We start from the raw sequence: 18,587 nt of genomic DNA on the forward strand, positions 1-18,587 counted from the left end.
CTAAAGCTAGGATTTCACAGTACTTTGTTGTATATTCCGCACGGTGATTTGGGGGGCAAATGAGGAAAAAAATTGTAGCTGGCAATTGGAAAATGAATGGTCGATGCGATCAGGTAAAATTTCTATTGCAACAATTACTAGCACTTACCCAGGGAGAGGCGTTAGGAGCTCAATGTGTTGTTATGCCACCTGCGATTTACTTGCCATTGGTTAAAGACTATCTGCAGAGCAGCAACATCAGTTGGGGCGCCCAGAATGTTTACCCAAAAGATGCCGGGGCGTTTACCGGGGAATTATCCGGACCTATGCTTGCCGATTATGCCTGCAAATATGTGTTAGTGGGGCATTCAGAGCGTAGACACCTATTTAATGAAGATGAAAAATTTGTTGCAGATAAATTCCACCATGTAAAAGAACATGGTATGATACCGATTCTTTGTGTGGGTGAGACTATCACAGAGCGTGAGCAAGGGCTTACGCAAGAAGTTCTTGCCAAGCAATTACTCGCAGTGACAAGTATTGGCAAGCGATGTTTTAACGGGTGTGTTGTTGCTTATGAGCCGGTATGGGCAATAGGAACTGGGAAAACAGCTTCGCCCGAGCAGGTGCAGGAAGTGCATTCTGCAATCAGGACCTTGGTCGCTGAATTTGATAGTGATGATGCTAGGCATTTAACCATCGTTTATGGTGGTAGTGTGAATGAAAAAAATGCGCGCTCGTTGTTTGCGATGCCGGATGTTGATGGTGGTTTAGTTGGTGGAGCATCCCTTAATGCCCAACAGTTTGTGGATATCTTGAAATGTATCAATTAATTTTAATGGTTCATGTGCTGGTCGCCCTGGTCTTAATTGGCTTGGTTTTGATCCAGCATGGTAAAGGTGCCGATATCGGTGCAGCATTTGGTTCCGGGGCATCTAATACGGTGTTCGGTAGCCAGGGGACAGGTACTTTTCTGTTCAAATTAACTGGTGGTTTGGCACTGACTTTCTTTGTCACTAGTTTGTCACTGTCATACATGGTGTCAACACAGTATAAAAAAGCGGAACAACAAGTTATCCCTCATCAAACCAGTGTGCCGGAAAATAAAATTCCAGTACCGGTTGATAGCAGTAAGAGCGGAAAATAATAACTAACATGCCGAAGTGGTGGAATTGGTAGACACGCCGTCTTGAGGGGGCGGTGGCGTAAGCCGTGCCGGTTCGAGTCCGGCCTTCGGCACCATTAATCCGAGCAATGCGAAATGATGCTATCACAATACTTACCAGTACTTATTTTTATTATAATCGGGCTTGTTATAGGCCTTGTAATGCTGACCGCGGGTTCTTTGCTTGGTAAGCATAACCCTGACCCTGCCAAAAATTCGCCTTATGAATGCGGATTTGGTGCCTTCGAAAGTTCGCATTTACCCTTTGATGTAAGATTCTATCTAATTGCTATATTATTTATCATATTTGATTTGGAAACTGCTTTTTTCTTTCCTTGGGCCTTGGTGTTGCGCAAGATTGGGTGGTTTGGTTTTTCTGCCATGATGATGTTTCTTGGCCTGTTGGTGATTGGCTTCATCTATGAATGGAAACGGGGCGCGCTTGAATGGGAATGAGTGTTTTCGTTTTGTAGAAAAGCAACATCACGTTATTATTTGTTAACCCAGAATATTTAGAGGCTTGCTATGGCGGTTGCAGAATTGCAAAAAACTGGCTTTGTTACAACCTCGGTGGATAAACTGCTTGGTTGGGCGCGTAGCGGTTCAATGTGGCCTATGACCTTTGGTCTTGCCTGTTGTGCCGTAGAAATGATGCATGTCGGTGCTGCTCGTTATGATTTGGATCGATTTGGCATTATTTTTAGACCTAGCCCGCGACAATCAGATGTCATGATTGTAGCCGGAACCTTATGTAACAAAATGGCGCCTGCTTTGCGTAAAGTATACGATCAGATGCCAGAGCCTCGATGGGTTATCTCCATGGGCTCTTGCGCAAATGGTGGCGGCTATTATCATTACTCTTATTCGGTAGTGAGAGGTTGCGACCGCATTGTTCCAGTGGATGTCTATGTACCAGGTTGCCCGCCAACTGCCGAAGCGCTTCTCTATGGCATTATTCAGCTACAGAACAAAATCAGGCGCAAACAGATAATTGAGGCTTGAGACCAGCACAGGTGCATATCAGATGACAAAATTAACCGATTTGGCTGAAAAATTAACTTCAGAATTGAATGGCTTGTTTTCTTCAATTAGTGTAGCCAACGATGAAATTACCCTTGAGTGTGAGGTTGGCAAGCTTAAGACGACCTTACAGCAACTATGTATTCATGAATTATTTTTGTTTGATCAACTCATTGATTTGTGCGCTGTAGATTATTTGTCGTACGGCGAATACGATTGGGAGACAGAGTCAGCCACAGAAAGTGGCTTTTCGCGTGGAGTAGAACGGCAGGAAGCAAAAGCTTACGCATTGACCAAGCCGCGCTTTGCAGTAGTTTACCATTTATTATCGACTAAGAAGAACCACCGAGTGCGCGTAAAAGCCTTTGTTGAGGAATCCCATTTAGTTGTTCCTTCAGTACACGATATTTGGAAGGGGGCAAATTGGTTTGAACGAGAAGCGTATGACTTGTATGGAATTTTATTTGAAAACCACCCTGACCTGAGACGCATTCTTACTGACTATGGATTTATTGGTCATCCCTTCCGTAAAGATTTCCCGCTTAGTGGCCATGTAGAAATGCGTTATGATGCACAGTTGCAAAAAGTAATCTACGAACCAGTAGATATCGAACCAAGAATTTTAGTCCCTAAAGTAATACGAAACGACAATCGCTATCTTGACAAAAACGGAGCGAGCAATGATTGAATTAAAGAATTACACGCTCAATTTTGGTCCACAACATCCGGCAGCTCACGGGGTATTGCGCCTTGTTCTTGAGTTGGAAGGTGAAACCATTACCCGTGCCGATCCCCATATTGGATTGCTGCATCGCGCCACTGAAAAATTGGCTGAAACCAAGCCTTACCTACAAAGTATAGGTTACATGGATAGGCTTGATTATGTTTCCATGATGTGCAACGAACATGCCTATGTTCTTGCTCTGGAAAAACTGCTGGGCATAGATATTCCTTTACGGGCAAAATACATCCGCACTATGTTTGACGAGGTGACCCGTATTTTGAATCATCTGCTCTGGTTAGGAGCGATTGCCTTAGATATTGGCGCCATGACGGTATTTCTCTACTGTTTCCGCGAGCGTGAAGATTTGTTTGACTGCTATGAGGCTGTTTCCGGTGCCCGCATGCATGCTACTTATTATCGTCCCGGTGGTGTAGCACGTGATTTACCAAATACGATGCCAAAGTACAAACCTTCGCGTTGGCATAATGAGCGCGAAGTTGAAAAAATGAATGTCCACCGAGAAGGTAGTTTATTGGATTTCTTGTGGGCTTTTACCGAACGCTTCCCAAAATGTGTTGATGAGTATGAAACCCTACTTACTGATAACCGTATTTGGAAACAGCGTACAGTTGATATTGGTATTGTTTCACCTGAAGAGGCATTACAATGGGGATTTACTGGACCCATGTTACGCGGTTCCGGTGTGGCGTGGGATCTGCGTAAAAAACAACCTTATGCTGCTTATGATCAGGTAGATTTTGACATTCCGGTAGGTAAAACAGGCGATTGCTATGACCGCTACTTAGTACGAGTAGAAGAATTACGGCAATCAAATAACATTGTCAGGCAGTGTATTGAATGGTTGCGTGATAATCCTGGCCCGGTAAAAATTGATGATAACAAGATTACGCCACCAAAGCGTGAAAAGATGAAACATGATATGGAGGCATTGATTCATCATTTTAAACTTTTCACGGAAGGGTTTTGTTTGCCGCAAGGCGAAGTCTATAGTGCGGTTGAGGCTCCCAAAGGTGAATTTGGTATTTATTTGGTGTCAGATGGGGCTAACAAGCCTTACCGCATGAAAATTCGTGCGCCGGGGTTTGCTCATTTATCAAGTTTCGATGCGATGGTGAGAGGGCATATGCTTGCTGATGGAGTCGCGATTCTTGCAAGTCAAGACATTGTATTTGGTGAGATTGACCGATAGATTAATAGACTTCTCTCGAAACACGCTGCATTAAGAGCAGGGGGGAGAAGAAATGGCGTGCAGAACAACAGCGAGCATGTGAGTGAATGGGATTCGAGCAAGGTATCGACGAAGCAATGCTCCAATGAAGTAGAGTTTCGAAAGAAGTCTAATGAGCATGGTCTCATTATTAACACATTAAAGGTTAGAAAGAATGTCTGAGAATTCAGCTAAATTACTTCGTCAATTTGTTTCATCTGCGGGTATGGATGAAATTGACCATTGGATCGCCAAGTATCCAGCAGATCAACGGCAATCTGCTGTGATGCGTGCATTGATGATTGTCCAGGAAGAACAAGGGTCGTTGACCCCTGGTCTCATGGATGCGGTAGCAGATTATTTGGAAATGCCTGCTATTGCAGTTTACGAAGTAGCAAGTTTTTACACGATGTATGAACTAAAACCCACGGGACGGCATTTGGTAAATGTCTGCACCAATATTTCATGCAAACTGTGTGGTTCAGCAACGGTTGTGGAGCATTTGCAGAAAAAGCTGGGGATCAAGTTGGGTGAAACGACTGCTGATGGTCGATACACGTTAAGGTCAGTTGAATGCCTTGGTGCCTGTGTAAATGCGCCAATGATGCAGGTAGATAAAGATTATCACGAGAACCTGACCACTGATAAAATTGATAAAGTCTTGGAACAATACCAATGAATGATAGAGGTGGTTGTCATGGTTGAACAAAATCAAGTCTGTTACCGTACTTTCCATTTGCAAGAACCATGGACTTTGGCTGCCTATCAAAGTATCGGCGGTTATAGTGCATGGCGGCGTATTCTGAAAGAACAGACACCGCCGCAACAGATCATCGATGAATTAAAAACGTCTGCTTTACGTGGTCGTGGTGGTGCAGGATTTCCCACCGGCCTGAAGTGGAGTTTTATGAATCGTAACGCGCAGATCCAAAAATACGTGGTATGCAATTCTGATGAGGGAGAGCCGGGTACGTGTAAGGATCGAGAGATTTTAAGCCGTAACCCGCATCAATTAATCGAAGGAATGGCTATTGCAGGCTATGTAATGGGTGCTACCGTAGGTTACAACTACATTCGCGGCGAGTTCTGGGAGCCTTTCCTAAAAACAGAATCCGCACTGAAAGAGGCTTATGCCGCAGGTTTATTGGGTAAGAATATTTTAGGTTCAGGCGTTGATTTTGATCTTTATAATCACCTGGGCGCCGGTGCTTATATTTGCGGGGAAGAAACCGCTTTATTGAATTCCCTGGAAGGTAAAAAAGGACAGCCCCGATTTAAACCGCCTTTCCCAGCCAACTATGGTCTTTATGGTAAACCCACAACGATTAATAATACAGAAACATTCGCTTCTGTTCCTGTCATTATGGAAAAAGGGGGCGAGTGGTTTCTCCAGTTAGGTAAACCTAATAACGGCGGCGCAAAGTGTTTCAGCGTGAGCGGTCATGTTAACAAGCCAGCAAATTTCGAAATACCTTTAGGTACTCCATTTAAAACTTTATTGGAATTGGCAGGCGGTGTCCGTGAAGGGAGAAAAATCAAAGCAGTCATCCCTGGTGGAACATCTATGCCAGTATTACCAGGCGACGTTATGATGAACCTGGATATGGATTATGACAGCATCCAAAAAGCGGGTTCAGGTTTGGGTTCGGGTGCAGTCATCGTAATGGATGAGACCACCTGTATGGTCGATGCACTTTATCGTATTTCCGAATTCTATATGGACGAATCCTGTGGACAATGTACACCCTGCCGAGAAGGGACAGGTTGGCTGGTTCGCTTAATCCACCGAATCAAAGAAGGACACGGTGAACCTGGTGATATTGAAAAGCTGGTAAACGTTGCCGACAAAATTGAAGGTCGTACTATCTGTGCACTTGGCGAAGCGGCAGCATGGCCGGTACAAAGTTTCGTAAAGCATTTTTATCATGAATTTGATTATTTCATTAAGCATAAACGCTCGGTCGTCGCAGCATAATTGAAGAAGGTTTAAACAATGGCCACCATTGAAATTGACGGTAAAACATTTGAAGTCGAAAACGGTAAAATGATCATCGAGGTTGCTGATGAGGCGGGAATCTATATTCCCCGTTTCTGCTACCACAAGAAATTATCTGTAGCAGCCAACTGCCGTATGTGTTTAGTCCAAGTCGAAAATGGACGTAAACCAGTACCTGCTTGTGCGACGCCGATTACTAACGGCATGAAGGTGTTTACAAAATCCGAAGAGGCTATCCGTTCGCAAGAAGCGGTAATGGAGTTTTTGTTGATCAACCATCCCCTGGATTGTCCTATCTGCGATCAGGGTGGCGAGTGCGAATTACAAGATATCTCCATGGGATTTGGTTATGATGCGTCCGAATATGAAGAAACCAAGCGTTCCGTCGTCGACGATGATTTGGGTTCATTGATAGCTACCGAAATGACTCGCTGTATCCATTGTACTCGCTGTGTACGCTTTGGGGATGAAGTTGCTGGAGTCCCTGAGTTGGGTGCGACAGGTCGCGGTGAAAAAATGCAGATTGGCACCTACATTCAACACAGCCTGGTTTCAGAGGTGTCTGGCAATGTTATTGATCTTTGCCCAGTGGGAGCACTGACTTCCAAACCCTACCGCTTTACTGCCAGAGCCTGGGAAATGACTCAGCACGATAGCTTGGCTCCACACGATTGTTTAGGCTCAAATGTTTATTTACATGTCCGACGCGAAGAGTTAATGCGCGCAGTACCTAAAGAAAACGAAGCGATTAATGAAACCTGGATATCTGATAGAGACCGATTTAGCTACTTAGGGCTGAACAGCGAAGCACGTGCAAGCCAGCCGATGATTAAAAGAAACGGTCAATGGGAAACGGTAGATTGGCAAACAGCACTTAAATTTGCTGCTGAAGGAATAAGTCGTGTTATTAAACAGCACGGTCCAGAGCAGTTTGCTGCCTTCGCATCACCATCCTCCAGTTTGGAGGAGCTTTATCTGTTGCAAAAATTCATGCGGGAATTAGGGGTTAACAATTTAGACCATCGTCTCCAACAAACCGATTTCCGTGATCAAAACAATCAAGGAACGATGCCTACCAGTTCTTTGAAATATGCCGAGTTGGAAAACCAGCAGGCTATTTTGTTGCTGGGTTGCAACATTCATCGGGAAGTACCACTTGCTGGTATTCGAGCACGTAAGGCTTTCCGAAATGGAGCAAAATTATTTGCTATCAATCCAGTTGATTATGATTACCATTTTGATCTCGCCGGTAAAGCGATTGTTTCTCCACAGGAAATGCCTATGCAACTTGCCAAATTGGTATTGGCAATGACTGAAGACGTTAAAAAATTACCGGAAGAAGTACAGAAACTGCTGCTTGGCTTAGAAATTGATGAGACAACGAAGGCAATGGCTAAAGCACTGAGCCAACCCAAGGCTGCCATAATCACCGGTGCATTATGTGAAAATCACCCTGATGCCTCTTTGCTACGCACATTGGTTTATTTGCTTGAAGAAAACGGTGGTGTCAGCGTTTTAAGGCTTACCCAGGGGGCAAATAGCGCAGGTGCATGTCTCGCAGGCATGTTACCGCACCGTACTGTTGCCGGCAAAACTGTAGAGACTAGTGGCATGGATGTGCAAGCTGCACTGGATGCCAAATTAAAAGGATATTTTTTACTTGCAGTTGAGCCTGGATTTGATTTTGCTAATCCTTATCGTGCCAGGCAGTCTATGCTTGGTGCTGAATTTGTAGTGATGCTTTCGGCATTCCAAAATGAGTCCATGCAAGATTACGCAGATGTCATTTTGCCAATGGCACCTTATGCTGAAACGTCTGGTACTTACATTAATGTTGATAAATTATGGCAAACCGTAAAGGGTGCAAAGTCGCCACATGGTGAAGCCCGACCAGCCTGGAAAATTTTACGTGTACTTGCAAATTTATTGCAATGCAAAGATTTCCAGCAGGTTTCCTCTGAGGAAGTATTAGCAGAAGTAAAATCATTGGCAGGAATGGTTGCGGAAATCAAATATCAACCGTACTATCCGGAGTCGCTGCCTGTGATCAATAAACAGTTGGTGCGTGTGGGAGAATGGCCTTTATATCGCTGTGACAGCATCGTGCGTCATGCACAGGCACTGCAGTTATGTGCAGCATCTGAATCGGCCTGCATAAGGATTCATCCAACGACTGCTAACAGATTGAAATTAGATGAGGTTGCCACTGTATCTCAAGGTGATATTGAGATAACATTGCCGCTTAAACGTGACGAGCGCATGGCACCCGATGTTGTATGGGTAGCAAACGCAATGCCGGAAACAGCAGATTTAGGGCACTCTTTTGCTGCAATAACTATCAAGCGCTAAACAGGTAAAAATATGCTACAAGATATCGGCATTTTGCTCTGGATCATTATCAAGATCCTGGTTATAGTGATTCCACTCCTTATTGGAGTGGCGTATTTAACCTATGCTGAACGCAAGGTAATCGGTTATATTCAGGTTCGTATAGGACCCAATCGTGTTGGTATATTGGGGTTACTGCAGCCTTTTGCTGATCTCTTCAAGCTAATCACTAAGGAAGTTATTGTTCCTAGCAGATCAAATAAATACCTGTTTGTGATAGCACCTCTCTTTGCACTTGCTCCTGCCTTGGCAGGCTGGGCTGTTATCCCTTTTTCGCAGGGAATTGTTTTAGCAAATGTTAATGCTGGTGTTTTATATCTCTTTGCCCTAAGTTCCCTTGGTGTTTACGGAGTATTGATAGCCGGTTGGGCTTCAAACTCAAAATATGCCATGTTTGGTTCCCTGCGTAGTGCGGCGCAAACAGTATCTTATGAGATTGCCATGGGATTTGCTTTTGTTGGCGTATTGCTGGCAGCTGGCAGCATGAATCTAAGTGAGATTGTTTTATCCCAACGCGGCGGCATTTGGCATTGGTGGTTCTTACCTTTACTGCCCTTATTCATTGTTTTTTGGATTGCGGGGATCGCCGAAACAAACAGAGCACCTTTTGATTTGGCAGAAGGGGAATCAGAAATCGTGGCTGGTTTCCATGTGGAATATTCAGGAATTGGCTTTGCCTTGTTCTTTCTTTCCGAATATGCAAGCATGATTTTACTTTCTACCGTCATGGCTATTTTATTTTTGGGTGGTTGGTTATCACCTTTTGAGGGAATGCCGGTCCTTGGTGACATTTTCTTTTTTGTCCCCGGTTTTGTTTGGTTACTCGCTAAAATTTCATTCTTTCTTTTTGTTTATTTATGGGTCCGCGCCACTTTCCCACGTTATCGCTATGATCAACTTATGCGTTTAGGATGGAAAGTTTTGATCCCGGTGACCATTGTATGGGTTATTGTTACGGCCCTAATGGTTGTAGCTGAACTTAAACCTTGGTTTTAACCAGTCAACTGAGCAAACGAATGAAACAAGTATATCGCTATATCAGACATTATATTCGTAGCTTCCTGCTTCTGGAATTACTATCCGGTTTGAAGCTAACAGGGAAATATTTTTTTAAAAAGAAAGTGACCGTACAATTCCCTGAGGAACAGACACCGCTGTCTCCCCGTTTTCGCGGCTTGTTGGCATTACGGCGGTATCCAAATGGGGAAGAAAGGTGCATAGCCTGCAAATTATGTGAAGCAGTTTGTCCTGCTCTTGCTATTACCATTGAATCAGAACCACGAGAGGATGGATCTCGTCGGACTACCCGCTACGATATTGATATGTTTAAATGTATCAATTGCGGTTTGTGCGAGGAATCCTGTCCCGTCGATTCAATCGTAGTAACACCGATCCATCATTATCATATTAGTGAGCGTGGTCAGAATATTATGACGAAAGAGAAACTGCTTGCAGTGGGCAGCCTAATGGAAAAGAAATTGGCCGCAGACAGAGACGCTGATAAAGAATGGCGCTAATGGGGTAAAAAATGCATCAATTATTTTTAGACATAGTTTTCTACGTATTTGCAGGGTTGTCGATACTATCCGCCCTGATGGTTATTACACAAAATAATCCTGTACGCTGCGTCTTGTTTTTGGTCTTGACCTTTTTTGCAAGCTCTGTGCTTTGGATACTCGTTGAAGCAGAGTTTTTAGCACTTATACTTGTCTTGGTTTATGTTGGTGCTGTGATGACCCTGTTTTTATTCGTGGTCATGATGCTTAATATTGATACAGAGTCGATGAAAGCACATTTTGTTCGCTATCTGCCATTTGGTTTGATTTTGGTTGCGTTGCTGACAGGGTTGCTCTTGGTTGCTGTCCCTGAAGACACCTTTAAAACCGACGTGGAACAACCTGCACTGATGAGTGCACAAACAGGCTCAAGCACAACAATAGATGAGAGTAATGGCGTTGAGCCAGCGAAAGCATTATCCAATACTGAAAAAATAGGAATGGTGCTTTACACCGATTATGTTTTTGCATTTGAAATTGCCGCGGTTCTACTTTTAGTGGCGATCATTTCTGCAATTACTTTGGCGCATCGGGGAGCGATTCGTTCTAAACGACAGAATATTGTTGGGCAGATTATGACTCGTCGCGAGGATAGGGTCAAACTTGTCAAAATGAAGCCCGAGAAATAAACACTAGGAAAATTGATGATACCAGTAAACAATTATTTGATATTGGCTGCGATTTTGTTTGGTTTGAGCCTCGTAGGCATCATGCTGAATCGCAAAAATATAATACTGCTGTTGGTTTGTATTGAACTGATGCTGCTGGCAGTCAACACCAATTTTGTCGCCTTTTCCCATTTCTATGGTGGGGTTGCTGGTGAAGTATTTGTTTTCTTTATCCTGACGGTTGCCGCAGCTGAGGCAGCGATAGGTTTGGCTATAGTGATGTTGCTGTACCGTAACAGGGGCAATATCGATGTCGATAAGATGAATCATTTAAAAGGTTAACAACGTGAGCATTCAACAACTATGTCTTGTAATTGTTCTTGCACCGCTGCTCGGTTCAATCATTGCGGGGTTTTTCCGCAACCAGATTGGTCGTTCAGGTGCACATTCCGTAACCATTGCTGGTGTTGGTTTATCTTTTCTGTTATCGCTTTATGTTGCTGTACTCATATTAACTGGTTCGGCTGATTCAGTTAACAGTAATATTTATACATGGGCTAGTGGCGGAGATTTGTTCCCTTATGCGTTCCATATTGGGTTTTTAATTGATCCGCTAACTGTAGTAATGCTGGTTGTGGTGAATTTTGTATCTCTGCTAGTGCATATCTACAGTATTGGTTATATGGCCGAGGATGACGGTTATCAGCGATTTTTTAGTTATATTTCCCTTTTTACATTTATGATGTTGATGCTGGTTACCGCCAATAATTTTTTACAGCTGTTTTTCGGTTGGGAAGGTGTAGGCCTGGTTTCCTATTTACTTATCAGCTTTTGGTACGACAAAGAGTCAGCTATTGAAGGTGGTTTGAAAGCCTTTATAGTCAACCGTGTAGGGGATTTTGGTTTTGTGCTAGGGATAGGCATGGTCTTGGCTTATACCGGTAGTTTGGATTACGACACGGTTTTCCAGAGTGCAAATCATCTGTCTGGGACTACCGTTGAGCTATTTTCCGGCCATCCATGGTCATTGCTTACTGTGATTTGTTTGCTGCTTTATGTAGGGGCTATGGGTAAATCTGCTCAAGTTCCCCTGCACGTATGGTTGCCGGAGTCAATGGAAGGCCCTACGCCTATTTCAGCATTGATCCATGCGGCAACAATGGTTACCGCCGGGGTTTTCATGATCGCCCGTATTTCCCCCTTGGTTGAATTGTCAACCACAGCACTGAGCACCATTCTGATTATAGGTGCCACAGGAGCTCTGTTTACTGGAATTTTGGCTTTGGTGATGAATGACATCAAGCGGGTTGTTGCCTATTCTACTTTATCACAATTAGGCTATATGATGGTTGCGATGGGCGCTTCAGCTTATAGTGCTGGAATGTTCCATTTATTGACACATGCTTGCTTTAAAGCCCTATTATTTTTAGGCGCAGGCTCGGTCATTATTGGCATGCATCACGAGCAAGATATGCGCAAAATGGGTGGTTTGTGGAATAAAATGCCCATTACCTATGCCACTTTTGTCATTGGCAGTCTAGCGCTTTGTGCTATCCCTCCGTTTGCTGGTTTCTATTCAAAAGATACGATTATCGAAGCGGCAAAACTCTCAGAAATTCCTGGAAGTGGTTACGCCTATTTTTGTGTGGCTTTGGGTGCCATGGTTACGGCGTTATATACTTTCCGTGCTTTATTTATGACTTTTCATGGAAAGTGTCGAGCGGATGAGCATACGCTCGCTCACTTGCATGAGTCGCCTGGGGTGGTATGGTTCCCATTAGTGATGCTGGCAATTCCTTCAGTCATTATCGGGTATATTCTTTATATGCCAATGCTTTTTGATACACCGACGCTTCTTGGAAAATCCTTGTTTGTTTTACCTGAACATAATGTCCTTGCGGAATTGGCAAAAGAAGTCTCTTCCCCTTGGCAAGTGGCCTTGCATTCAGTCGGTTCACTAACTTTCTGGTTAGCTATTGCCGGTATTGTCATTGCCTGGGTTTGCTATATTGCCTTGCCTTCAATACCTGGTGTTTTGGCCAGGACCTTCGCTTGGCCCTACCGTATTCTGATGAACAAGTATGGTTTTGATGCATTTAATGATCATGTCATTGTGCGTGGTTCCAAAGCGATGGGACAATTTTTTTATCAAACAGGTGATCAACGACTTATTGATGGCATGCTCGTAAATGGTGCAGGTCGTACGATTAGGTGGTTCGCACAAAAAGGTCGCGCTATCCAAAGCGGCTATTTGTACCATTATGCAACTGTGATGGTACTTGGTCTTTTTGTTTTCCTATGCTGGTTATTGCTAGGCTGATTATAAGGTGAAGGTATGTATCATTTGCTCAATTTATTGATTTGGTTACCCATTATCGGAGGCGTTTTTGTATTCCTCACTGGCGATGATAATAACCCGAATGTATCACGTTATTTATCTTTATTTACCGTTATACTCACGTTACTAATCTGTATACCTTTGGTAACCGGGTTTGATGTCAATACCCCGGGTATGCAACATCTTGATGAAATTACGTGGATGCCGGCTTTAGGAATTAACTATAGTCTGGGAATTGATGGTTTGTCACTGCTATTAATCATTCTGAGCATATTTACCAATCTTATTGTGATCCTCGCAACCTGGGACAGTATTCATCAGCGCGTTGGCCAGTATATGGCTGCATTCCTGATTATGCAGGGTTTATTAGTCGGTGTCTTTTCAGCACTTGATGCGATTGTTTTTTATATATTCTGGGAAGCAACGCTTATCCCCATGTATTTGATTATCGGTATTTGGGGTTCAGATAATCGCGTCTATGCAGCAATAAAGTTTTTCCTGTATACCTTCTTGGGCTCGGTGCTTATGCTGGCCTCGTTCCTTTATATAGGCTATCAGGCAGGGTCATTTAAAATTGAAGCTTTCTATGCCATAAAATTAGGTATGACTGCACAAACACTCATCTTTATTGCTTTTTTCCTTGGTTTTGCAATCAAGATTCCAATGTTTCCTGTGCATACCTGGTTACCAGATGCCCATACCGAAGCACCTGCTGGTGGTTCAGTTGTTCTGGCGGCAATTTTATTGAAGCTTGGTGCTTATGGATTTATTCGTTTTTCTTTGCCAATAGTACCTGATGCATCTAGTAAATACGCGATGGTTATGATTGCCCTCTCATTAATTGCAGTAGTCTATGTGGGCTTGGTCGCTATTATCCAAAAAGATATGAAGAGACTTATTGCCTACTCATCAATATCCCATATGGGTTTTGTAACCCTTGGTTGTTTTGCTGTATTTGCTATAGCGAAACAGTCAGGACTGAGTAATGCGGGTTTGGTTCTTGAAGGAGCCATTATTGTGATGATTTCACATGCTTTTGTATCCAGTGCCATGTTTGCCGGCGTGGGTTATATCTATGACAGGATGCATACTCGACAGGTTAAGGATTTTGGTGGGTTAGTCCATTCCATGCCAATTTTCGCTTCCTTTTTCATGCTTTTTGCCATGGCAAACGCAGGATTGCCTGGAACTTCAGGTTTTGTTGGTGAATTTATGGTGATTTTAGGGAGCATTAAAGCAGGCTTCTGGATCGCATTTTGGGCTGCTACCACATTGATTATTGGTGCCGCATACACTTTGTGGATGTACAAACGCGTTATTTTTGGCCCGATAACTAATAAAAAGATTGAATCCTTAAGTGATATTTCCGGCTTCGAAATCAGTGCTTATGCACTCCTTGCTTTTATGGTGGTAGCAATGGGTGTATATCCAAAGCCCGTACTTAATTATATTCATCAAACAGTCAGCTACACCTTGGCTCAGGCTGATAAATCAAAATTATAACTAGCAAGGTTAAATAAACATGACAGTATCATTACTTGAGAATCTACACATCGCATTACCAGAGATGATTGTGTTAGTCACCGCCTGTATAGCCTTGTTGGGTGATCTTTTTTTCCGACATCGCTACGCTTCGATTGCATTTGCCTGTGCAATTGCTGGACTGGCTTTAGCCGCTGGTGTAAGTTTTATGTTACTTGGTAGTTTCAAGACGGTAATCCTTGGCGGTCTTTATGTAAGTGACGATATTGCACAGCTGATGAAATTATTTATTTATCTTAGTGTTTTTCTCTGTTTTTTCTATTCGCAGCGCTACATTGATGAGCGTCAAATGCCTGCAGGCGACTACTATGTTCTTGGCCTGTTTTCCATGTTAGGAATGATGGTGCTTGTTTCAGCTCATTCATTACTGACAATTTATCTAGGTCTGGAGTTACTTTCCTTGCCTTTATATGCGATGACTGCAATTCGTCGTACAAACAGCGACGCATCAGAAGCAGCCATGAAGTATTTTGTGATGGGGGCGATTGCCTCTGGCATGCTCTTGTATGGTTTGTCCTTGTTGTATGGCGCGACAGGGAAACTGGATTTGCTTGATATTGCTAATGCCATTGCTGCCAATTGGCAGCAGGACAGTACTCTACTGTCGTTTGCTTTAGTATTTATTATGGTGGGTGTAGGGTTCAAATTAGCTGCTATGCCGTTTCACATGTGGGCACCGGATGTCTATCAAGGTGCGCCAAGTGCAGTCACTCTTTTTATTAGTGCTGCGCCTAAAATAGCCGCGCTTGGCATGGCATTACGTTTGTTAACGCTAGGTTTGGCGGGTATTTCACCGCAATGGCAGCAGTTACTGCTGATAATGGCTTTGCTATCGACTGGACTGGGTAATTTGTTTGCAATTACCCAAGTTAATATTAAGCGACTTTTGGCTTATTCTGCTATTTCCCATATTGGCTACTCGCTTTTTGGTCTCTTGGCAGCGAGTGATGCTGGTTATGCTGCAGCGCTTTATTATGTACTGGTTTATTCGTTAATGACCGTTGCTGCCTTTGGATTGATTGTGATTTTATCAAATAAGGGTGTCGAAATAGATCAGGTCGATGATTTGAAAGGCCTCAATAAGAGAAATCCCTGGATTGCCTTCATGCTCTTGATAGTCATGTTTTCAATGGCAGGGGTTCCACCTACCGTGGGCTTTTTTACTAAGTTACTGGTTTTAAAGGCGTTGGTTGATGTTAACATGACTTGGGTTGCGGTACTTGGCCTTTTCTTCGCTGTTATTGGTGCTTATTATTATCTGCGCATTGTTAAAGTAATGTACTTTGATGAGGCTACTGATAGTACTCCGGTGCGATTTTCTATGCCAACCCAAATTGTATTTTCTTTGAATTGCCTGTCCCTACTGTTCTTGGGTATTTTCCCTTCAGCGCTAATAACTGCCTGTATTAACGCGTTTGCTGGCTAGGGGCTGCTGGGATTTCTACTTAGCCTGTATGGCTTGATTTTCTGGACTTCGCTGCAATGCTCTAATATCAAGCCATAGGCTGTGCAAGTAGGGGCGATTCGCCCCATCAGTGCAGTGGTTATGGAGGCCTGTCGGTTAAATTAGGCGGCTCGAATAACAGGCTATAAACAAGGCGGCTAGCGAAATCGCAACAACTCAAATTCGGAAGGAATAATTAATTTCTTAATATCGTCCAACTGATAAAAAAAGCTTGATAAATAAAGGGAGGGTGAGTATACTTGCCCTCAGTTGATGCGGGGTGGAGCAGCCTGGTAGCTCGTCGGGCTCATAACCCGAAGGTCGTAGGTTCAAATCCTGCCCCCGCTACCACTATTAAAAACCCCATCATTGGGGTTTTTTATTATGCTCAAACAGGTAATGAGCGATAAAAAGCTATCAGTCAGGCGATGGTGAATTACTCAAGCTCTGTTTTAAGATTATACTTGGGGCCATGGGCAATGATGTTCATTAGAGTAGTTCCCAAATAATCATTTCGAAAAATATGCCTGAATCAATGTCAATCCAGGAAAAGTAGGTAGTCGGGTAGCATATGATACAGAGCGAAATTGAACAAATATTAAAGCCGATAATCGAGGATTTGGGTTACGAGCTTTGGGGATGTGAATACTTATCACAGGGAAAACATTCGCTGCTACGTATATACATAGATAAAGTCGGTGGCATTGGTATCGAGGATTGTGAGCGAGTTAGTAAACAGGTTAGCGCGCTTCTCGATGTGGAAGATCCCATTTCGGGAAATTATAGTTTAGAGATATCTTCCCCAGGAATACCTCGCCCGCTGTTCAATAAAGAGCAGTATAAGCGTTATCTGGGGTGCGATATCCAGGTAAAATTGTTTAAACCCGTAGCAGGTAGACGTAAACTGTCTGGTACTCTTATGACTGTTAGTGATGATCAGTTGATATTAAAAGTGGGTGATGAGCAACTGGAAGTACTATTTTCCCAAATAGTAAAAGCAAATTTGACAGGCGAGTGAGGCGAACAATGAGCAAAGAATTGTTATTAGTTGCTGAGGCATTATCTAACGAAAAGGGTGTGAGCAAAGATGTTGTATTGCAAGCAATCCAAGCAGCGCTTGAATCTGCCACTCGTAAACTCACTGATAAAGATATTGGTGTGAGAGTAAAGCTTGATCCTCGTTCTGGCGAATATGAAACTTTCCGGTATTGGGATGTTGTTGCTGATGAAGAGATGGAGTTCCCTGAACGGCAATTAACGCTCGCTCAAGCCAAGGAGCGCCAGCCAAAAATTGAAATGGGCGGACGTATTGAAGAACCTATGCCGTCAGTTGAATTTGGTCGCATCGCTGCGCAAACTGCCCGTCAAGTTATTATGCAAAAAGTTCGTGAGGCAGAAAGGCAACAAGTGGTTGATCAATTCAGGAATAAGCTGGGTCAACTTGTTTATGGTACAGTCAAAAAAGTCACACGAGATAACATCATTATTGATTTGGGTGGTAAAGCAGAAGCATTTATGCCACGTAACGAAATGTTACCTAATGAAATGTTTAGACCGAATGACAGAGTACGTGCCTATCTATACGAGATAACACCTCAGGCACGTGGGCCACAACTGTATGTTAGCCGTACTCGCAATGAAATGTTGGTAGAACTGTTTCGAATAGAAGTACCTGAAATTGGTGAGAATGTTATTGAGGTTAAAGCTGCTGCGCGAGAGCCTGGAAATAGGGCTAAAATCGCTGTTAAAACCAATGATGGACGTATTGATCCCGTGGGTGCTTGTGTAGGAATGCGTGGCGCTCGCGTTCAGGCTGTTTCCGGCGAGTTAGGTGGTGAGCGTGTTGATATCATTTTATGGGATGACAATCCAGCACAACTAGTGATTAATGCTATGGCACCTGCAGATATCACCTCGATCGTTGTTGATGAAGATAGCCACACAATGGATCTGGCAGTACAGAAAGATCAGTTATCACAAGCGATTGGCCGAAGCGGACAAAATGTAAGGCTAGCCAGTCAACTGACCGGTTGGACTTTGAACGTAATGACGGTTGAAGAATTTAATAACAAGAGTCAGGAAGAGTCGAGCAAAATTGTTAATCTCTTTACTACAACGTTGGAAATTGATGAAGAAATCGCCAATCTTTTGGTGACACATGGATTTTCTTCTCTGGAAGAGATTGCCTACGTTCCCAAAGAAGAATTACTTGCTATTGAAGAATTTGACGAAGAAATTGTTGATGAATTAAGAAACAGGGCAAATGATACTCTATTGACCCAGGCGTTAACTTCTGGGCAAGGCCTGGCAGGCACTCCCACTGAGTCACTTCTGGAAATGGACGGGATGACGGAGGCTTTAGCTATTAGCTTGGCAGCTAAAGGGATTACAACGATGGACGAGCTTGCCGAACAATCGGTTGATGAGTTGCTTGATATTCATGGTATGACAGAAGAGCAAGCTGCCAAACTGATTATGACGGCGCGTGAGCCGTGGTTTCGATAAGAATTAATGAGATTGTTCGGGGTTGGAAAATTTCAACTTCAAACATTAGCAGATTATCAAGGTGTTTGCTTATAGTACTTTGATTATAAAGTGA

Annotated in this window: 18 protein-coding genes and 2 tRNA genes; all 20 read left to right on the plus strand. The window is 43.4% G+C overall.

What is annotated here, in order from left to right; translation table 11 throughout:
• The first annotated feature begins 59 nt into the window (after positions 1–59).
• A complete protein-coding gene (gene tpiA / locus DYC89_RS01215; RefSeq protein WP_115220151.1) occupies positions 60–812 on the plus strand; it encodes a triose-phosphate isomerase in 753 nt (250 codons plus the stop codon).
• Entirely contained in the window at positions 800–1,126 is a 327-nt protein-coding gene (gene secG / locus DYC89_RS01220; protein WP_115220152.1) for a preprotein translocase subunit SecG, read from the plus strand. The genes tpiA and secG overlap by 13 nt, the downstream gene beginning before the upstream one ends.
• Before the next feature lie 10 nt (positions 1,127–1,136).
• A tRNA-Leu gene (locus DYC89_RS01225) sits at positions 1,137–1,221 on the plus strand.
• Between the two features lie 22 nt (positions 1,222–1,243).
• Positions 1,244–1,600 carry an NADH-quinone oxidoreductase subunit A gene (locus tag DYC89_RS01230; RefSeq protein WP_115220153.1) on the plus strand — a complete coding sequence of 119 codons (357 nt, stop codon included), beginning with the start codon at positions 1,244–1,246 and terminating at the stop codon, positions 1,598–1,600.
• Between the two features lie 69 nt (positions 1,601–1,669).
• Positions 1,670–2,146, plus strand: a complete 477-nt coding sequence (locus DYC89_RS01235; protein ID WP_019215905.1) for a NuoB/complex I 20 kDa subunit family protein — start codon at positions 1,670–1,672, stop codon at positions 2,144–2,146.
• Between the two features lie 22 nt (positions 2,147–2,168).
• The gene (locus tag DYC89_RS01240) at positions 2,169–2,852 is read left to right on the plus strand and encodes an NADH-quinone oxidoreductase subunit C (RefSeq protein ID WP_115220154.1); all 684 of its coding nucleotides are present in this window, start codon (positions 2,169–2,171) and stop codon (positions 2,850–2,852) included.
• Positions 2,845–4,098: an NADH-quinone oxidoreductase subunit D gene (locus DYC89_RS01245; RefSeq protein ID WP_115220155.1), complete on the plus strand. Its 1,254-nt coding sequence runs from the start codon at positions 2,845–2,847 to the stop codon at positions 4,096–4,098. The genes DYC89_RS01240 and DYC89_RS01245 overlap by 8 nt, the downstream gene beginning before the upstream one ends.
• 193 nt (positions 4,099–4,291) lie before the next feature.
• Positions 4,292–4,795 (plus strand): NADH-quinone oxidoreductase subunit NuoE, encoded by a 504-nt coding sequence (gene nuoE / locus DYC89_RS01250; protein ID WP_115220156.1) that lies wholly within the window; start codon positions 4,292–4,294, stop codon positions 4,793–4,795.
• Between the two features lie 18 nt (positions 4,796–4,813).
• Complete coding sequence (nuoF, locus tag DYC89_RS01255) at positions 4,814–6,091, plus strand: NADH-quinone oxidoreductase subunit NuoF (RefSeq protein WP_115222614.1); 1,278 nt, start codon at positions 4,814–4,816, stop codon at positions 6,089–6,091.
• Between the two features lie 18 nt (positions 6,092–6,109).
• A complete protein-coding gene (gene nuoG, locus DYC89_RS01260) occupies positions 6,110–8,461 on the plus strand; it encodes an NADH-quinone oxidoreductase subunit NuoG (RefSeq protein WP_115220157.1) in 2,352 nt (783 codons plus the stop codon).
• Between the two features lie 12 nt (positions 8,462–8,473).
• A complete protein-coding gene (gene nuoH, locus DYC89_RS01265; protein WP_115220158.1) occupies positions 8,474–9,496 on the plus strand; it encodes an NADH-quinone oxidoreductase subunit NuoH in 1,023 nt (340 codons plus the stop codon).
• Between the two features lie 20 nt (positions 9,497–9,516).
• Positions 9,517–10,017: an NADH-quinone oxidoreductase subunit NuoI gene (nuoI, locus tag DYC89_RS01270; RefSeq protein WP_115220159.1), complete on the plus strand. Its 501-nt coding sequence runs from the start codon at positions 9,517–9,519 to the stop codon at positions 10,015–10,017.
• A gap of 11 nt (positions 10,018–10,028) precedes the next feature.
• Positions 10,029–10,685 carry an NADH-quinone oxidoreductase subunit J gene (locus DYC89_RS01275; RefSeq protein WP_115220160.1) on the plus strand — a complete coding sequence of 219 codons (657 nt, stop codon included), beginning with the start codon at positions 10,029–10,031 and terminating at the stop codon, positions 10,683–10,685.
• A gap of 15 nt (positions 10,686–10,700) precedes the next feature.
• Positions 10,701–11,006 carry an NADH-quinone oxidoreductase subunit NuoK gene (gene nuoK / locus DYC89_RS01280; RefSeq protein WP_058446156.1) on the plus strand — a complete coding sequence of 102 codons (306 nt, stop codon included), beginning with the start codon at positions 10,701–10,703 and terminating at the stop codon, positions 11,004–11,006.
• A gap of 4 nt (positions 11,007–11,010) precedes the next feature.
• Positions 11,011–12,984: an NADH-quinone oxidoreductase subunit L gene (gene nuoL / locus DYC89_RS01285; RefSeq protein ID WP_115220161.1), complete on the plus strand. Its 1,974-nt coding sequence runs from the start codon at positions 11,011–11,013 to the stop codon at positions 12,982–12,984.
• Positions 12,985–12,999: 15 nt separating this feature from the next.
• Positions 13,000–14,505, plus strand: coding sequence for an NADH-quinone oxidoreductase subunit M (locus tag DYC89_RS01290; RefSeq protein ID WP_115220162.1), 1,506 nt, complete (start codon positions 13,000–13,002; stop codon positions 14,503–14,505).
• A gap of 19 nt (positions 14,506–14,524) precedes the next feature.
• Positions 14,525–15,970 (plus strand): NADH-quinone oxidoreductase subunit NuoN, encoded by a 1,446-nt coding sequence (gene nuoN / locus DYC89_RS01295; RefSeq protein WP_115220163.1) that lies wholly within the window; start codon positions 14,525–14,527, stop codon positions 15,968–15,970.
• 292 nt (positions 15,971–16,262) lie between these two features.
• Positions 16,263–16,339 (plus strand) — tRNA-Met (locus tag DYC89_RS01300).
• Positions 16,340–16,559: 220 nt separating this feature from the next.
• Positions 16,560–17,006, plus strand: coding sequence for a ribosome maturation factor RimP (gene rimP / locus DYC89_RS01305; protein ID WP_115220164.1), 447 nt, complete (start codon positions 16,560–16,562; stop codon positions 17,004–17,006).
• 8 nt (positions 17,007–17,014) lie between these two features.
• Entirely contained in the window at positions 17,015–18,493 is a 1,479-nt protein-coding gene (gene nusA, locus DYC89_RS01310) for a transcription termination factor NusA (RefSeq protein WP_115220165.1), read from the plus strand.
• Positions 18,494–18,587 lie beyond the last annotated feature (94 nt).

Source organism: Legionella donaldsonii (assembly GCF_900452385.1).
In the GTDB taxonomy this organism is placed as follows: Bacteria; Pseudomonadota; Gammaproteobacteria; order Legionellales; family Legionellaceae; genus Tatlockia; species Tatlockia donaldsonii.

Coding starts and splice junctions, on each gene's coding strand:
- DYC89_RS01290 (WP_115220162.1), top strand. CDS start 13,000: ATGTATCATTTGCTCAATTTATTGATTTGGTTACCCATTATCGGAGGC.
- nuoN (WP_115220163.1), top strand. CDS start 14,525: ATGACAGTATCATTACTTGAGAATCTACACATCGCATTACCAGAGATG.
- nuoG (WP_115220157.1), top strand. CDS start 6,110: ATGGCCACCATTGAAATTGACGGTAAAACATTTGAAGTCGAAAACGGT.
- DYC89_RS01235 (WP_019215905.1), top strand. CDS start 1,670: ATGGCGGTTGCAGAATTGCAAAAAACTGGCTTTGTTACAACCTCGGTG.
- DYC89_RS01275 (WP_115220160.1), top strand. CDS start 10,029: ATGCATCAATTATTTTTAGACATAGTTTTCTACGTATTTGCAGGGTTG.
- nuoH (WP_115220158.1), top strand. CDS start 8,474: ATGCTACAAGATATCGGCATTTTGCTCTGGATCATTATCAAGATCCTG.
- nusA (WP_115220165.1), top strand. CDS start 17,015: ATGAGCAAAGAATTGTTATTAGTTGCTGAGGCATTATCTAACGAAAAG.
- rimP (WP_115220164.1), top strand. CDS start 16,560: ATGATACAGAGCGAAATTGAACAAATATTAAAGCCGATAATCGAGGAT.
- nuoK (WP_058446156.1), top strand. CDS start 10,701: ATGATACCAGTAAACAATTATTTGATATTGGCTGCGATTTTGTTTGGT.
- nuoI (WP_115220159.1), top strand. CDS start 9,517: ATGAAACAAGTATATCGCTATATCAGACATTATATTCGTAGCTTCCTG.
- DYC89_RS01240 (WP_115220154.1), top strand. CDS start 2,169: ATGACAAAATTAACCGATTTGGCTGAAAAATTAACTTCAGAATTGAAT.
- DYC89_RS01245 (WP_115220155.1), top strand. CDS start 2,845: ATGATTGAATTAAAGAATTACACGCTCAATTTTGGTCCACAACATCCG.
- secG (WP_115220152.1), top strand. CDS start 800: ATGTATCAATTAATTTTAATGGTTCATGTGCTGGTCGCCCTGGTCTTA.
- nuoE (WP_115220156.1), top strand. CDS start 4,292: ATGTCTGAGAATTCAGCTAAATTACTTCGTCAATTTGTTTCATCTGCG.
- nuoF (WP_115222614.1), top strand. CDS start 4,814: ATGGTTGAACAAAATCAAGTCTGTTACCGTACTTTCCATTTGCAAGAA.
- tpiA (WP_115220151.1), top strand. CDS start 60: ATGAGGAAAAAAATTGTAGCTGGCAATTGGAAAATGAATGGTCGATGC.
- DYC89_RS01230 (WP_115220153.1), top strand. CDS start 1,244: ATGCTATCACAATACTTACCAGTACTTATTTTTATTATAATCGGGCTT.